Source organism: Bacillus sp. BC08, from assembly GCF_054326875.1.
On the sequence record NZ_JBTGPA010000031.1, the window covers coordinates 304,279 to 318,702 of the forward strand.

The following is a 14,424-nucleotide window of genomic DNA, read 5'->3' on the forward strand; positions in this document are numbered from 1 at the left end:
TCAGAAAACTTGTGCTATTTTCATTATAAAGAATATAATAACAGGGGGAAAATGGGTGTAATGGAATGATTTTTAATAACAGTTCAAGTTTTGAAGAATAGTGCATACAATATATAGTCTTTTCCTTTCTTCATTTAAGTTTTACGTATATAATTTAAAAGTACTATTTTTATTTTATATTTTTTATATTTATAACAGAATAGAGGTTTAAAAATGGGTGTTAAAATCATTACGGATAGTGCGGCGGATTTACCGGTAGAATTGCTGCAAGCATATGATATTGATTTAATTCCACTCCGTGTTTATGATGAAGCAGAAACAGAGTATTTAGATGGAGTTACATTAGAGTCAGTTACATTATTGCAAAACATGAGAGAAGGCGCTGTTTATAGAACGTCATTACCTTCACTTGAAACTTTCCAAGAAAAATTTGTTTCTTATGCAAAAGAAGGTAATCCTTGTATATATTTAGCTTTTTCATCTGAACTGTCCGGTACATATCAATCGTCAGTTGTTATTAAAGAAGAAGTGAAAGAAACATATGCTGATTTAGATTTAGAAATTATTGATACGAAATGTGCTTCGCTTGGTCAAGGGCTTGTCGTATTAGAAGCTGCTAAAATGGCGAAAGACGGAGCATCAAAAGAAGATATTTTAAAACGTGTTGATTTTCTAATGAACCACATGGAGCACATCTTCACTGTAGCTGACTTACAGTACCTTGTGAAAGGTGGACGTTTAAGTAAAGTAGCAGGATTTATCGGTGGTTTACTTAATATTAAGCCGATCTTAAACGTGGAAGAAGGAAAGCTTGTACCACTTGAAAAGGTAAGAGGGAAAAAGAAAGTATTAAGCCGTATTGTAGATATTATGGAAGAGCGCGGAAAAGACCTTAAAGGTCAAACAATCGCTATGACTCACGGTGATGACTTAGAAACAGCTGAAGCATTAAAAGCATTAATTACGGAAAGATTTGGCTGTGAAGTATTTATCGTAAATACAATTGGAGCAGCAATCGGAGCGCATACAGGACCTGGCGTGTTAACATTGTTCTTCTTAAATGAGGTAGAGTAAAGGATTGATCTTTTGATCAATCCTTTTTTTATTATTAATCTGTAATAATCGGTCGATATGGTATTGGTGAAGATAAAATCATCGAAGTTTTCACCGTACCAAAAGGAATAACAATATCAATCAATTCCTCTAATTCCTTCATAGAGCGGACTGCTACTTTTAAGTAATAGCTACTTTCACCTGTTACTCGATGACATTCGAGTATTCTATATTCTTCGTAGATTTTCTCCTCAAATTTTTTACAAGGAATTTTTAGATTTTCAATTCTTAAAAATGCTTGAATTGATTTTCCAACTGCATCTAATGATACACGTGCGGTATATTTCTCAATTATTCCGGTATCTTGTAATCTCTTTAGTCTTTCGGTAACACTAGGGCGGCTGAGGTGTAAGTGCTCAGTCATTTCGGTGATTGTCATTCTGGCATCTTCTTGTAGTAATAGCGTAATTTTCTTATCAATTTCATCCATGAATTATGCTCCTTTGCAAAATTGAAAGTAAATTTCTTAAACAAATACATAATATAAAATCTTATGTTAAAATACATGCACTTTTGTATATCGAATAGACTGATAACTTTCTATAATGAAAATATAAATGGAGGTGCATGTAATGTCTAATCATTTTGATGAAACAATTTCTATTAAAAAGGGAACAGCCTTATACGTCGGAGCGGTTTTAGGGTCGGGAATTCTAATATTACCTGGTATGACAGCGAGTGTAGCAGAAGGGAATGCAATTGTTTCTTGGCTTGCTATGATATCGCTTAGTATTCCACTTGCATTTACCTTCGCTTTTTTATCGATTGAGCATCCAAGTGTGGGTGGAATTGCTACTTTTTCAGAAAAAGCTTTCGGTAAAAATATAGGTGCTATTATAGGCTGGTGTTTTTTTATTGCGGGTAGCGTTGGGCAAATCGTTGTTTCAATGACTGGTGGAATGTATATAGTGAAAGTGTTTGCTTTATCATCAGATTTTTCTTACGTTATAGCGTTTATTATTTTAAGTATTTCAATAGGTTTCAATTTATACGGGTTAAAAACGAGTGGATCGTTTCAAATATGTATTGGTGTATTAACTTTCTTTATTTTAATTGTAACAGTTATTAGTTCACTACCTTATATTGAAATGAAAAATATAAATATACATATTTCTATGCAAGAAGTAAATCCGATCTTAGATGCATCTTTATTAATTTTTTGGTCTTTTTTCGGCTGGGAAGCTATTGCAAGTTTAGCTCCTGAATTTAAATCACCTAGAAAAAGAAATATTATTTTATCTACGGGATTTGCAATTGTTATTATAGGAGTTTTATATATAGGTATTGCATTATCAGTAATTGGAACGAAATCCTATCATATCAAAGCTGATAATACTACAGCTCTCGTGCTTGTAATGAAACAAACATTAGGCGACCAATCTGCATGGATAATTGGATTTGTAGCTTTTATCATTTGTTTAGGGACGACAAATGCATTTATCACAAGTATGGGGCGCTTAGGTTATTCACTAGGAAAAGAAGAAGTTGCACCGCGTTATTTAGCGCATATTAATAAAAAAAGAGAAACACCAACAAATGCAGTAAAAGTTGTTGGTTACATTGCAATAATAGGTTTATTAATAAGTTTCGTTTTTCATATAAGTATAGATAAAATTGTATTAATACCAAATTCGTTAGGAATTGTAACATATATAGTCGGTACTGCGGCTGGAATGAAATTAATAAAAAATAGGCTAGGTAAAATTTTTTCTATTGTAGCTTTTACATGTTGTGTAGTAGTTTATCCCTTTATTGGAGGAGTAGTACTTATTCCATTGGCCGTATCATTCATCTGTTTATGTTATATGCGTTTCAGTAGCATAAGCAAAGAGTCTAAATAAGAATACGTTTATATAAATCTAAATATTTAAAGATATTAAAATTTTCTTGTTTCATATATAATTGTGTAGGGAGAAATATCTGTAACTATTTGTAAAAATAGGAGGCGGCTAAAAAATGAATGAAATTGCTAGATGGGATTTAGATCGATTGTATCCGAGTGAGGATATTCTAACTCCAATATTGGTGTTGAAAAAACAATATTATATGACAAAAGATGTAGGAATCCTTTCAAAGCTTATACAAACTATTGAAAAAGCAGAATACTATTTGTATTGCCGATCATCGGCTGAAGAAAGTATTCCATCTGATCTTTCTGTATTGACTATTACAGTAAAAGATTTGAAAAGAGAAGTACAGCAAGTAATACAACAAAGTGAAGTGGAAACTTCTGATAATGTTAATACTAGGTTAATAAAAGATGAACTTCATGCATGGGAAAATATGTACATACAATTAAGAAATAAGATAGAAATAGAACACAATAATAAGCAATTATCATTCGGCCAAGCAAATAATATTGCAATGAATAGTGATAATGAAGAGGAAAGATTAGAAGTATTTGAGTTATTAACAAGTGCCTTACATAAGGAAAAAGAAATCTTCGCTACTGTTTTAAATCAAATAGGGAGATTACGTAATACAAAGAGTAATGAATTAGAAGATAGAGAGATTTTAACACAATCTCTACATGCGAATGGTATTTCTGAAACTGTATTATTACAAATGTGGAATGCGACAGAAGAAAATCTTGATACATTAGTAAGTGCTTTAAACGTGTATAAGAAGGGGGAAGCTTCGATTACATGGCATGAACTTATGACTGTAAAGGAAAATAATGAGGTTAATATCCCTTTTTCAGTAGCAGTTCAAAACATATACGATGCGTTTGAAAATATAGATAAAGAATTAGCAGAACTTGCACGGAATGCAATAGAGAGTGGATGGGTAGATGCGGAACCGAGAGATAATAAACCACCAGGTGGCTTTTGTGCTCCTTTTTTCAGTGAAAAAGAATCACGAATCTCTATGCGTTATGACGGAAGTGTTGATAGTGTAAGGATACTTGCCCACGAACTAGGACATGCTTGGCATTTTTATAATATGAGTTTTGAGCAATCTACTTCTTTTTTAGATGATTATTTGCCAATGAGTACGGCTGAATCGGCGTCTATTTTCTTTGAAACGATACTGTTAAACTATCTAATTCAAACAACAGATAGTATAGATATGAAAAAGTCATTGCTTAGTTGGAAAATAAGAAACTGTTTTAATTATGTAATGGCAATTCGAGCATCATTTGAATTTGAAAAGAATTTTTATGAAAAATGTAAAGAAGGTCCTTTAAGTGCTGATGAAATCGAGAAATTATCTATAGTAGCACAAGAAAAAGCATACGGGAATGCATTATTAGAATATCAGCCGTTTGTTTGGATGAAATATGTTCAGTTTTATATAGCAGATGTTCCTTTTTATAATTATCCATACACATTTGGGTATTTAGCTAGTTTTAGTTTATTAGAAATAGCTCATGAAAGTAAAAGTACTTTTCATTCGAAATATAAAGAGTTTTTACGAGAAACAGGAAAAGCTCCAGTGGAAGAGCTTATGAAAAAACATTTTGAAATAGATATAACAAATTATTCGTTCTGGGATAAAGCTTTTAGACAAATTTCGAAAGATGTTGATGAATATTTGAGGCTTAATTAGAGTGAAAAAGGGGACGACATACATGAACAGAATCGGCATTATCGGAGCAATGCAAATTGAAATAGACTTACTTTTAGAAAAACTAGATATAGAAGAAGAACAGACAATTGCGGGAATGCCTTTTTACATTGGCGAATTCATGGGAACTGAAGTGATTGTTACAAGATGTGGTGTAGGAAAAGTAAATGCAGCCGCGTGTACGCAAACATTAATTCATAAATTTAATGTAGATGCTATTATCAATACGGGTATTGCTGGAGGGTTACACCGAGATGTAAAAGTTGGTGATATCGTTATTTCAACGAATGTTACCCATCATGATGTAAGTAAAACTCAAATGAAAAACTTATTCCCGTTCCAAGAAGAATTTGTCGCAAGTATGGAATTAGTTGAGTTAGCACGTACAGCATGCAATAGTAGTAGTTTACATATGGAGATTCATGAAGGAAGAATCGTCAGCGGTGAATGTTTTGTTGAAGACTCAAAACTAAAAGCGAAATTAATAGACGAATATGCACCGTTTTGTACAGAAATGGAAGGTGCAGCAATAGGACATGTTGCTTACATAAATGACGTACCATTTCTCGTTATAAGATGTATTTCTGATAGTGCAGACGATGAAGCTCAAATTTCATATGATGACTTCGCGAAAACTGCCGCAAATTATTGTTCAGAAATTATCGTTGAGATGCTGAAAAATGTATCGAGTAATACTTATAGTTCAAAAGGAGAGAATGAAATGTTACAAGCATTAATTTTTGATATGGACGGAACGTTATTTCAAACAGATAAAATTTTAGAATTATCGCTTGATGATACTTTTGATCATTTACGTTCTTTAAAATTATGGGATACAGTAACACCTATTGATAAATACCGTGAAATCATGGGTGTGCCATTACCGAAAGTTTGGGAAGCTTTATTACCGGATCATTCTCTTGAAATAAGAGAACAAACGGATGCATACTTTTTAGAAAGACTAATTGAAAACATTAAGAGTGGAAAAGGTGCTTTATACCCAAACGTAAAAGAAATTTTTACATATATAAAAGAAAATAATTGTTCAATATATATTGCTAGTAATGGTTTAACTGAATATTTACGAGCAATCGTATCTTATTATGACTTAGACCAATGGGTTACTGAAACATTTAGTATTGAACAAATAAACTCACTAAATAAAAACGACTTAGTAAAAAGTATTTTAAACAAATATGATATAAAAGAAGTAGCAGTAGTTGGAGATCGTTTATCTGATATAAACGCAGCGAAAGATAACGGCTTACTTGCGATTGGATGCAATTTTGATTTTGCACAAGAAGATGAACTTGCTCAGGCAGATATAGTAATAGATGATTTATTGGAGTTGAAGGGGATATTATCTGAAGTGCAACATACGCATGCTACGAATTGAATAAAGTAACAGTCATAAAAATGCTCAGAATAAATGATTCTCGAGCATTTTTACCTATTTTTATATTAAGGGGGAATTTACTTGAAAGATATACGTATTCAACAAATTGAAGATTTAATGATATACAAACACGATTATCTTGTTCAAGAAAGCAAAGAAGAAGGATTTAATTTCCTAGAAAAACTAATAAGTGAATATGAAAATAAAATAAACACATTTAATAAAACTGGTGAATGTTTATATGGCATTTTTCAAGGGGAAAAGTTAATTGGAATAGGAGGGTTAAATGAAGATCCATATACAGAAAACAATAAAATTGGCCGATTAAGGAGATTTTATATTTCAAAGGACTACCGTCGTATAAGGCTAGGGAACTTGTTATTAAACCGGCTATTATCCCATGCGGAAAAGTATTTTAAAGTGGTTGTTTTACATACAGATACAAAGCAAGGTGGTGCGTTTTATACTGCAAATGGATTTGTGAAAGGAGAATTTTATAAAGGATCTAGTCATTATAAAGTATTATATGAGTAAAAAAAGAGACTTCTGCTTATAAAAATAAGCTTATGAAGTCTCTATTTTCTATTTAATCATGTTTAACATTCATTTCTTTCAATAATCCCTTCGGATCACCTTTTACATAATAAAAATGTGGATTATTTTCATCATCGTAAAGCATAATATAAGGTTTTTGATTAAGCGGTAGAAGAATTAATACTTCATCAATTGTTGTATGTAACCATTGATTTGTAATAGAAATTGGTTTAGATAATGGGATTTTTATCATGTGACCATCTTTCGGAACGACGTTTAAGTTTTTGAACGGGCCAGTAATGGATTTAGCATATTTAACAGCTTCTTTTTGAATAGCTGGATCTAAAGATTGTTTTTGAACGACCATTTCTTTTTGACAATCAAATACTTCAATTTGTTGATTAGTATTTGCGAACACATTTGTTGATAATAAAAAACAAAGAAGAGTAATGACCCCGATTTTTTTAATCATAATACAACACCTCGTTTTTACTATCCCCTTAAATGATTCAAATATTTTACTGTCACATTTATGTAACAAAGAAGTTGTATAATACAATTGGTTTTTGTTTAAAAGTAATGGAGGATAAAGTATGAGAGTATTAATCGCAGATGATGAACAAGATATGTTAAGGATTTTAAAGGCTTATTTTGAGAAAGAAGGCTTCGACGTTTTATTAGCGAAAGATGGAGAGGAAGCACTTCAAATATTTTTTGATGAAAAAATTGATTTAGCTATTTTAGATTGGATGATGCCGAAACATAGTGGTATTACTGTTTGTCAGGAAATAAAAAAGAACTCTAGCGTTAAAGTATTAATGCTTACGGCGAAAAGTGAAAGTGAAGATGAGCTAGCAGCGCTTCAAAGTGGGGCAGATGAATACGTAAAAAAACCATTTCATCCAGGCGTACTGATTACGCGAGCGAAAAAGCTAATACAGCATGATGATGTCATTCAAGTTCAAGATTTGAAAATAGATTTCACTAAAAATAAAGTTTATAAAAATGAAAAAGAGTTAGATATTACAAAAACAGAGCTAGAATTAATAAAGTGTTTTTTAAATCACAAAGGCATGATTTTAACTCGTAAAAAATTGTTAGATATCGTATGGGGATTTGACTATTATGGAGAAGAGCGAACTGTTGATACACATGTAAGAAGATTACGTAAAAAAGTAGGAGAAAATATTATAAAGACGCATCGTGGTTTAGGATATAGTTTGGAGGAGCAGAGTGAATAAACTTGGAAAAAAGCTTTTTCTCAGCATTTCTTTAACTGTTATTCTTATTTTTTCAATCTCTTTATTATTAATTAACTATCTTTTACCGAAATATAATATTTACAAAACGCGAGAAAGCTTAGATGGTATTACAGCTCAAATACAGGCAATACCGAGCGAACAACTGGATGAAGCAATTATTAGCATTGAAAATAAGGGGAATGTTACGATTGCGTATACATCAATTAACAATTCGGAAGATCAAATTAATGATGAGTTACGTATGCAACTTACAAGGAAAAGGGTTGCCCTTAATAAACTTTGGATTACAAAAGAGGAAAGAATAAAAGTAAAGAAATTCGGGCAATCGAATAAAATATATGATCAAGAGAAGATGAAATCTAGCTTTTTTGTGAAATACATTGCGAAAGACGATATGTTGATTTTAGTAGGGGTTTCGATCGCACATTCAAATGAAGTGATAAAAACATTAAACTCATTTTATTTATACATATTAGGTATTACGATTTTTCTCATTATCGTACTTGTATGGATACTTTCAACAACAATCACCAGACCATTGAAAGAATTAAGTGAAGTGGCAGAAGATATTTCAAATTTGAAATTTGAACGAGCGAAAGTGAAAACAAATGATGAAATAGGAGAATTAGCAAATAGTATTAATGTCATGAGTGATAAACTACATGAGGCACATGAAGATTTAACAGATCGAAATGAACATTTAAAACGATTTATGGGTGATGTGACGCATGAATTAAAAACTCCAATCTCGTTAGTTAAAGCATATTCTATGGGCATAAAAGATGGTTTAGATGATGGTACATACATAGATACAATCATTAAACAAACTGATCACATTTCAAATCTAATTGAAGAGTTATTACGATTTTCTAAACTAGAAAGAGATGTTTTACAAAAAGAAGAATTCTCTATTAAATCACTAGTCCAAAGTATATTAGATAAGCATAAGATTGAGTTAGAGTTGAAAGAAATTGATTTGCAAGTAAACTATAATGTAGGTGATGCAGTTGTTTATGCAGATGTAAATAAAATGAGAATGGTGTTTCAAAATTTAATATCTAATTCGATAAAATATACAGCAAATCAACATATAAAAATTACTTTAGAAGATCGAAATGAAAGTGTATATTTTCAAATTCAAAATGGTATGAATGCGGAACAGATGAAAGATATCGATAAAATTTGGGAACCTTTTTACGTCCTAGAATCTTCTCGTAGTAAAGACCATTCCGGTACAGGACTAGGCTTAGCAATTGTGAAAAGTATTTTAGAAAGACATGGTTTTGACTATGGAGTCTCTACTATAGATGGAGAGATACGATTTTATATGAATATGAATATGAAGAATGACTAATTCAAATACTATTAGAAACATCGTCTATCATTAGGCGATGTTTTTTATTGATTATATGAGAGAAGGAAATTAGAATATATAACCTCGAAAGCTCGTTTGAAGGGAGTTCTACCAATTTTTCAAGTTATTGCGTAAAATATAAACTGAATTTTCAGTAATTTTATTGTATAGTAAAAAGGAGACATATATGGGGAGGAAAGAATATGGGGAAAAAGAAAATAGCAATTACATTATCAACAATCGTATCTTTATCAGTTACATCAGGAGTTTCTAGCATGACTGCGTATGCAGACAAGAAAGAAACAAACTACATAAATGAGAATGACGTGAAGTTAGATGGGAAAGTTGCAGAAGGACTACAATCAAATACGAAGATTGAATTAGAAAATGGGATGACAAAGCCGATCTACTCGCTTGATGAAGCAATCATCGAAAATTTATTTGTAGAGACGGAAGTTGATAGTGATCGAGATGGTAAAAAAGATCGAGTGTCAGTAAAAGTTATGCGTCCAAAAACTGATTCGAATGTGAAAGTTCCTGTTATTTATGAAATGAGCCCATATCGATCTGGTTTAAAAGATGTACCTGTATATAATGTAGATGAAGAATTGTATGCGTATGAAGGTAAACCGTATGGAGCTGTTAATCTTGGTTCATACGGCAATTATTATGTGCCAAGAGGCTATGCAGTTATTTTAGGTGAAAGTATTGGAACTGGAAAATCAGATGGATGTCCGACTACTGGAGACGAACAAGAAATATTAGGGACGAAATCTGTTATTGATTGGGTAAATGGTCGTGCGAAAGCATATACAGAAAATGGTGAGGAAGTTAAGGCTGATTGGTCTACAGGAAATGTAGGTATGACAGGAGTATCTTATAATGGTACGTTACCGAATGCTGTTGCGACGACAGGTGTTGAAGGGTTAAAAACAATTATTCCAATCGCAGCGATCAGTAGTTGGTATGATTATTATCGTGCAAACGGTGCAGTCATTGCGCCAGGAGGATACCAAGGAGAAGATACAGATAATATGGCAGAAGCAGTACTAACAAGAGAAAATCCTGAAGTTTGCGAACAAGTAATAAAAGAGTTAACAGCTGGACAGGACCGAAAAACTGGTAATTATAATGATTTTTGGGATAAACGTAATTATGTAAAAGATGCTAAAAATGTAAAAGCAAGCGTATTTGTCATTCATGGTTTAAATGATTGGAATGTTAAGACGAAGCAGTTCGCACAATGGTGGGATGCACTTGGAGAAAATAATGTTCCTCGTAAAATGTGGTTACATCAAGGTGGACACGGTGGGACATCAACGAATGACTGGCAAAGAACACAAAATAAATGGCTCGATTATTGGTTGTATGGAATTGAAAATGGAATTATGAATGAACCAATGGTTGATGTACAACGTGAAAATAAAACTTGGGAAAAATTAAAAAACTGGCCGGATCCATCAGCTGTGCCGTCAAAAGTTCGTATGTATTTAAGTAACAAAGCAGTTAATGTACCGTTAAGTATGGGCTCTGCAAATAAGGTTTTCTCATTCGTAGATGATGCAAAAATGAAATCAAATCAATTAATAGCAAACCCAGAATTAGAAGTAGCCAATCGTTTAGTGTATACAATGCCGGTGTTACAAAAAGATATGAGAATAAGTGGGACACCAAAGATTTCAATTACAGGAAATATTGATCGTCCTGTATCAAATTTAACAGCATTACTTGTTGATTATGGCGGAGCAAAGCCTGAAATTGTTACGAGAGGTTGGATGGACCCACAAAACTTAAATAGTATAAAAGATTCAGCAGCACTTAAACCAGGTAAAGATTATACATTCACATGGGACATGCAGCCAGATGATTATGTATTTAAATCGGGGCATCAAATAGGGGTTGTTTTACTCGCTAGTGACTATGATTATACAATTAGACCGAAAGCTGGAACGAATCTTACAGTAAAATTAAGTGAAGTGACATTGCCAATTGTGAAATAAATAGTTATGGATAAAGAGCTTACTGCATAGTAAGCTCTTTACATTTTAAAATAGGAGTTTAATGTGAATTTTTATTGGTAGATACAAAAATGCTTACAATAAATAAAAAAATGGCATTTATGATCAGTAGGACACTAAAGGTAAGCCCCGCAAAACCTCCAGCAAATCCATCTCCTACTTTTTCACCAATTACGTGTAAAGCGGTGAAGAAAACAATGGGGGAAGAAAGAATGAAAATACCACTGGCTATTTTCCATATTTGTTCATACTTCTTTGCTATAAAGAAAATCAGAGTATTAAAAGAAATAAGAAGAAAAACAAATCCAATTAATGAATTCATCATATCCTCCTTTCAGTATAAGTCTGAATTTTCATATGTTCATTTTGAATGGAATATTATACAATATAATTATATTGTATGGAAAGCGAGTGATATATTATGACAGTCAGCTCTTTCAAATTTTTATTAAAAATAAAGGTACAGGAAGATTAATTGAAAGAAAATCTTCCGTACGTAAAAAACGGAGGAGAAAATAAATGTTTAGTTTTTATAGTACACTTTGCACGGAACTTTATGATTTCACTAAGCCTGTTGGTTATTCTTTAAATGGTGATATTGAGTATTACCAAGAACGTTTAAAAAATTGTAGTGGAAGAATTCTCGAAGCAGCAGTAGGATCAGGGCGTGTCATCATCCCGCTTCTTGAAGCTGGTTTTACAGTAGATGGGATAGATTATTCACCTGAAATGCTAGAATCGTGCCGCATACGATGTAAAGAGAGAAGCTTACATCCTAATTTATATGAAGGAAGTTTACAACAATTTTCACTGCCGCATAAATATGAGGCAATTATCATTCCGACTGGATCTTTTTGTTTAATTGAAAATCGTACGGATTCGATAAACGCATTGAAATGTTTTTATGAACATCTTAATCCAGGCGGGCGATTAATCGTAGATATTATGCTTCCTCATGACTGGAAAACAGGAGAGATTCATACATCGACTTTTTCTTTGCCGAGTGGAGATGGAATTACATTAGAAAATAAATCAATTGAAATAGATTGGCTGAACCAAGTTACTCTATCATATTTAAAATATGAAAAATGGAGTAAAGGACAGTTAGTACAAACAGAACTACAACGCTTCGTGCTGCGCTGGTATGGAATAGAAGAGTTTAAACTTCTGTTAGAAAGTATAGGTTTCTCTAATATTACTTGCTCCGCTGACTATGTTTATGAAAAAGAACCGTCAAATGCAAATCAAATGTTTACTTTTGAAGCGGTGCGAAACGAAAAATAAAGAACTATGTATGAAAATAAGGCAATCGATACAATATTGATTGTCTTATTTTCATTTGTATATTACTTACATGTTATTACGTTTTCATTGTCCAAGCATCCTTCTACTAAATACATATACTACTTATATTAAAGGCAGTCACTATTTTAAATAGAACTGTTATTCTTCTATAAATGATAGTTTAGAGCAGTAGGGGGGATAAATTTGGAAAACGTAGAACAAGGAAGAATTGAAAATCAAGTGTATTCAAATCGTGTAGTAAGATCTGAATTTGATGCAAATTGGGAAACATGTATATCTAAAAGTGGTTATGTAATTTATGTAGCAACGAGTAATAATGCTGAAGTAATAGTACTTCTTGCAGATGGTTCAAGTAAATTATTGATTTTTGAAAAAGGCGGTAAAGTAGTAGTAGGCGGTGGTGGAACAAGCCATTACAGTAAGCCGCATATTGCAAAAAATATTTAAGGTAGAACGTGTTAATTGAGAAGAAGCTGGAAAACGGTTCGTCATTCATGTTTAGACCATGTATGATAAACCGTTTTTATTTATTTAAAGCATTTTAGAAGAACTCGATTTGTTTATAAATACTTTTAGATGATCAGAAAAATTAGGAGGGAATTGTACGGGTAAGAGTTTAAGATATAATGTAGGTTTGGAAGTACCATATTAGTGACATAGAAAAAGCATTTCCTATTTCGGGAAATGCTTTTTCTATGTTATAGTATAATAGTGTTTTAAAATGATGTTATTTTAATATACTTCAAATTTTGTTGTGTATTATTTTTATATTAAATTAGGGGTACAAGTATTTTTTTATATAAGGAGTAGTAATTAGAGAAATGAAAAATATAGACTTTATACTAGAAAGTGACGAGGCATTAAAACCGTCTGAACGATTAGTACTATTATTATTAGAGAAGCATAGAATGTTATATACGAACGATCTATTAGCATTATCTAATTTATCATATAAAACATTAACGGATTCATTAACGGCGCTTGTTTTAAAATCATATGTGTTAAAGGAAACTGGTAAGGGAAGAAGGCAGAACTGTTATAGGTTGGTATGATAAGACTGCTGATTTTAGAGAGTATATGCTGATTTTTTTCGAATGTAAGGAGAAATGACGTTTTTGTTTTCAAATGAAAAATGCACTGAGATGCACGCTTATATATTTGAATTTCATTTTTGTTAATGATAATTCTGTTAGTGTTAAAAATGGAAAAATAAAATAAACTGCATAAAAAAGAAATAAAAAAACAATCCGTTTTAAAAATGGATTGTTTTTTTATTGGAATAATATTATTTGATATGTTGAAAGTATGAATGATTATTCTACTTCGCTTGTATACTTTTCAGGTAATAATTCCATTACGTTACATTTTACAAGTTCACCATTATAAGAAAGTATAACATTCGTATTTTTTCCATAATCACTTATCAATTCTCGGCACATACCACACGGAGCAACAACCCAATATTTTTCTATATCTTCATGAGGGTGAGGGTGAGCAACTGCTACAATGGTATCACATTCATGATCGCCTTCTGAAATAGATTTTCCAATCGCCATAGCTTCACCACATACTGTTATTCTTCCAACATTCGCTTCAACATGCACTGCTGCATAAATATTACCTGTTTTAGTTCTTACAGCTGAACCGATATGATGACGACCATATTTATAGTTTTTTTCAATTGCTTTTTCAGCAGCTGTAATTAAATCATAGTCTTCACTATTTAAAGTCATTACTTCTAACATAATTTCTCCTCCGTATTAAACATGATTATTTTATTTTGACAGAAAATTTTAATATTTAAAATAAAAGATGGGAATCAGTTAGATAATATTATTATGTAAACTTCTGTTTTAACAGGAAAATAGCATAATC

At 31.9% G+C, this 14,424-nt stretch carries 15 protein-coding genes; 11 read left to right on the forward strand and 4 right to left on the reverse strand.

What is annotated here, in order from left to right:
* Nucleotides 1-213 precede the first annotated feature (213 nt).
* Entirely contained in the window at nucleotides 214-1,074 is an 861-nt protein-coding gene (locus ACXVYO_RS12165; protein WP_458467204.1) for a DegV family protein, read from the forward strand.
* Nucleotides 1,075-1,108: 34 nt separating this feature from the next.
* Here the strand turns inward: ACXVYO_RS12165 and ACXVYO_RS12170 are convergent, their stop codons facing one another.
* Entirely contained in the window at nucleotides 1,109-1,543 is a 435-nt protein-coding gene (locus ACXVYO_RS12170) for an Lrp/AsnC family transcriptional regulator (RefSeq protein ID WP_458467205.1), read from the reverse strand.
* 142 nt (nucleotides 1,544-1,685) lie between these two features.
* Between ACXVYO_RS12170 and ACXVYO_RS12175 the strand changes: the two genes are divergently transcribed.
* The 4 genes from ACXVYO_RS12175 to ACXVYO_RS12190 all read left to right on the forward strand — a co-directional run bounded on the left by ACXVYO_RS12175 (nucleotide 1,686) and on the right by ACXVYO_RS12190 (nucleotide 6,610).
* Complete coding sequence (locus ACXVYO_RS12175; protein ID WP_458467207.1) at nucleotides 1,686-2,954, forward strand: APC family permease; 1,269 nt, start codon at nucleotides 1,686-1,688, stop codon at nucleotides 2,952-2,954.
* A gap of 115 nt (nucleotides 2,955-3,069) precedes the next feature.
* Nucleotides 3,070-4,662, forward strand: a complete 1,593-nt coding sequence (locus ACXVYO_RS12180; protein ID WP_458467208.1) for a M3 family metallopeptidase — start codon at nucleotides 3,070-3,072, stop codon at nucleotides 4,660-4,662.
* Between the two features lie 22 nt (nucleotides 4,663-4,684).
* Entirely contained in the window at nucleotides 4,685-6,076 is a 1,392-nt protein-coding gene (locus tag ACXVYO_RS12185; RefSeq protein WP_458467210.1) for a 5'-methylthioadenosine/adenosylhomocysteine nucleosidase, read from the forward strand.
* Nucleotides 6,077-6,157: 81 nt separating this feature from the next.
* Complete coding sequence (locus tag ACXVYO_RS12190) at nucleotides 6,158-6,610, forward strand: GNAT family N-acetyltransferase (protein WP_458467212.1); 453 nt, start codon at nucleotides 6,158-6,160, stop codon at nucleotides 6,608-6,610.
* A 52-nt stretch (nucleotides 6,611-6,662) separates the two neighbouring features.
* Here the strand turns inward: ACXVYO_RS12190 and ACXVYO_RS12195 are convergent, their stop codons facing one another.
* Entirely contained in the window at nucleotides 6,663-7,082 is a 420-nt protein-coding gene (locus ACXVYO_RS12195; RefSeq protein ID WP_458467213.1) for a hypothetical protein, read from the reverse strand.
* A gap of 121 nt (nucleotides 7,083-7,203) precedes the next feature.
* Between ACXVYO_RS12195 and ACXVYO_RS12200 the strand changes: the two genes are divergently transcribed.
* The 3 genes from ACXVYO_RS12200 to ACXVYO_RS12210 all read left to right on the forward strand — a co-directional run bounded on the left by ACXVYO_RS12200 (nucleotide 7,204) and on the right by ACXVYO_RS12210 (nucleotide 11,226).
* Nucleotides 7,204-7,851 (forward strand): response regulator transcription factor, encoded by a 648-nt coding sequence (locus tag ACXVYO_RS12200; protein ID WP_458467214.1) that lies wholly within the window; start codon nucleotides 7,204-7,206, stop codon nucleotides 7,849-7,851.
* Nucleotides 7,844-9,226 carry a sensor histidine kinase gene (locus ACXVYO_RS12205; protein WP_458467215.1) on the forward strand — a complete coding sequence of 461 codons (1,383 nt, stop codon included), beginning with the start codon at nucleotides 7,844-7,846 and terminating at the stop codon, nucleotides 9,224-9,226. Before ACXVYO_RS12200 ends, ACXVYO_RS12205 begins: the two co-directional genes overlap by 8 nt.
* A gap of 203 nt (nucleotides 9,227-9,429) precedes the next feature.
* Nucleotides 9,430-11,226 (forward strand): Xaa-Pro dipeptidyl-peptidase, encoded by a 1,797-nt coding sequence (locus ACXVYO_RS12210; protein ID WP_458467216.1) that lies wholly within the window; start codon nucleotides 9,430-9,432, stop codon nucleotides 11,224-11,226.
* Nucleotides 11,227-11,284: 58 nt separating this feature from the next.
* Here ACXVYO_RS12210 and ACXVYO_RS12215 read toward each other — a convergent pair whose 3' ends face one another.
* Nucleotides 11,285-11,566: a hypothetical protein gene (locus ACXVYO_RS12215; RefSeq protein ID WP_458467217.1), complete on the reverse strand. Its 282-nt coding sequence runs from the start codon at nucleotides 11,564-11,566 to the stop codon at nucleotides 11,285-11,287.
* A 197-nt stretch (nucleotides 11,567-11,763) separates the two neighbouring features.
* Here ACXVYO_RS12215 and ACXVYO_RS12220 point away from each other — a divergent pair, with 197 nt between their 5' ends.
* The 3 genes from ACXVYO_RS12220 to ACXVYO_RS12230 all read left to right on the forward strand — a co-directional run bounded on the left by ACXVYO_RS12220 (nucleotide 11,764) and on the right by ACXVYO_RS12230 (nucleotide 13,601).
* Nucleotides 11,764-12,528 carry a class I SAM-dependent methyltransferase gene (locus tag ACXVYO_RS12220; RefSeq protein ID WP_458467218.1) on the forward strand — a complete coding sequence of 255 codons (765 nt, stop codon included), beginning with the start codon at nucleotides 11,764-11,766 and terminating at the stop codon, nucleotides 12,526-12,528.
* Nucleotides 12,529-12,732: 204 nt separating this feature from the next.
* The gene (locus ACXVYO_RS12225) at nucleotides 12,733-12,996 is read left to right on the forward strand and encodes a hypothetical protein (protein WP_458467219.1); all 264 of its coding nucleotides are present in this window, start codon (nucleotides 12,733-12,735) and stop codon (nucleotides 12,994-12,996) included.
* A gap of 374 nt (nucleotides 12,997-13,370) precedes the next feature.
* Nucleotides 13,371-13,601 (forward strand): hypothetical protein, encoded by a 231-nt coding sequence (locus ACXVYO_RS12230; RefSeq protein ID WP_000789031.1) that lies wholly within the window; start codon nucleotides 13,371-13,373, stop codon nucleotides 13,599-13,601.
* Nucleotides 13,602-13,862: 261 nt separating this feature from the next.
* Here the strand turns inward: ACXVYO_RS12230 and ACXVYO_RS12235 are convergent, their stop codons facing one another.
* Nucleotides 13,863-14,294, reverse strand: coding sequence for a cytidine deaminase (locus ACXVYO_RS12235; protein ID WP_458467220.1), 432 nt, complete (start codon nucleotides 14,292-14,294; stop codon nucleotides 13,863-13,865).
* Nucleotides 14,295-14,424: the final 130 nt, after the last annotated feature.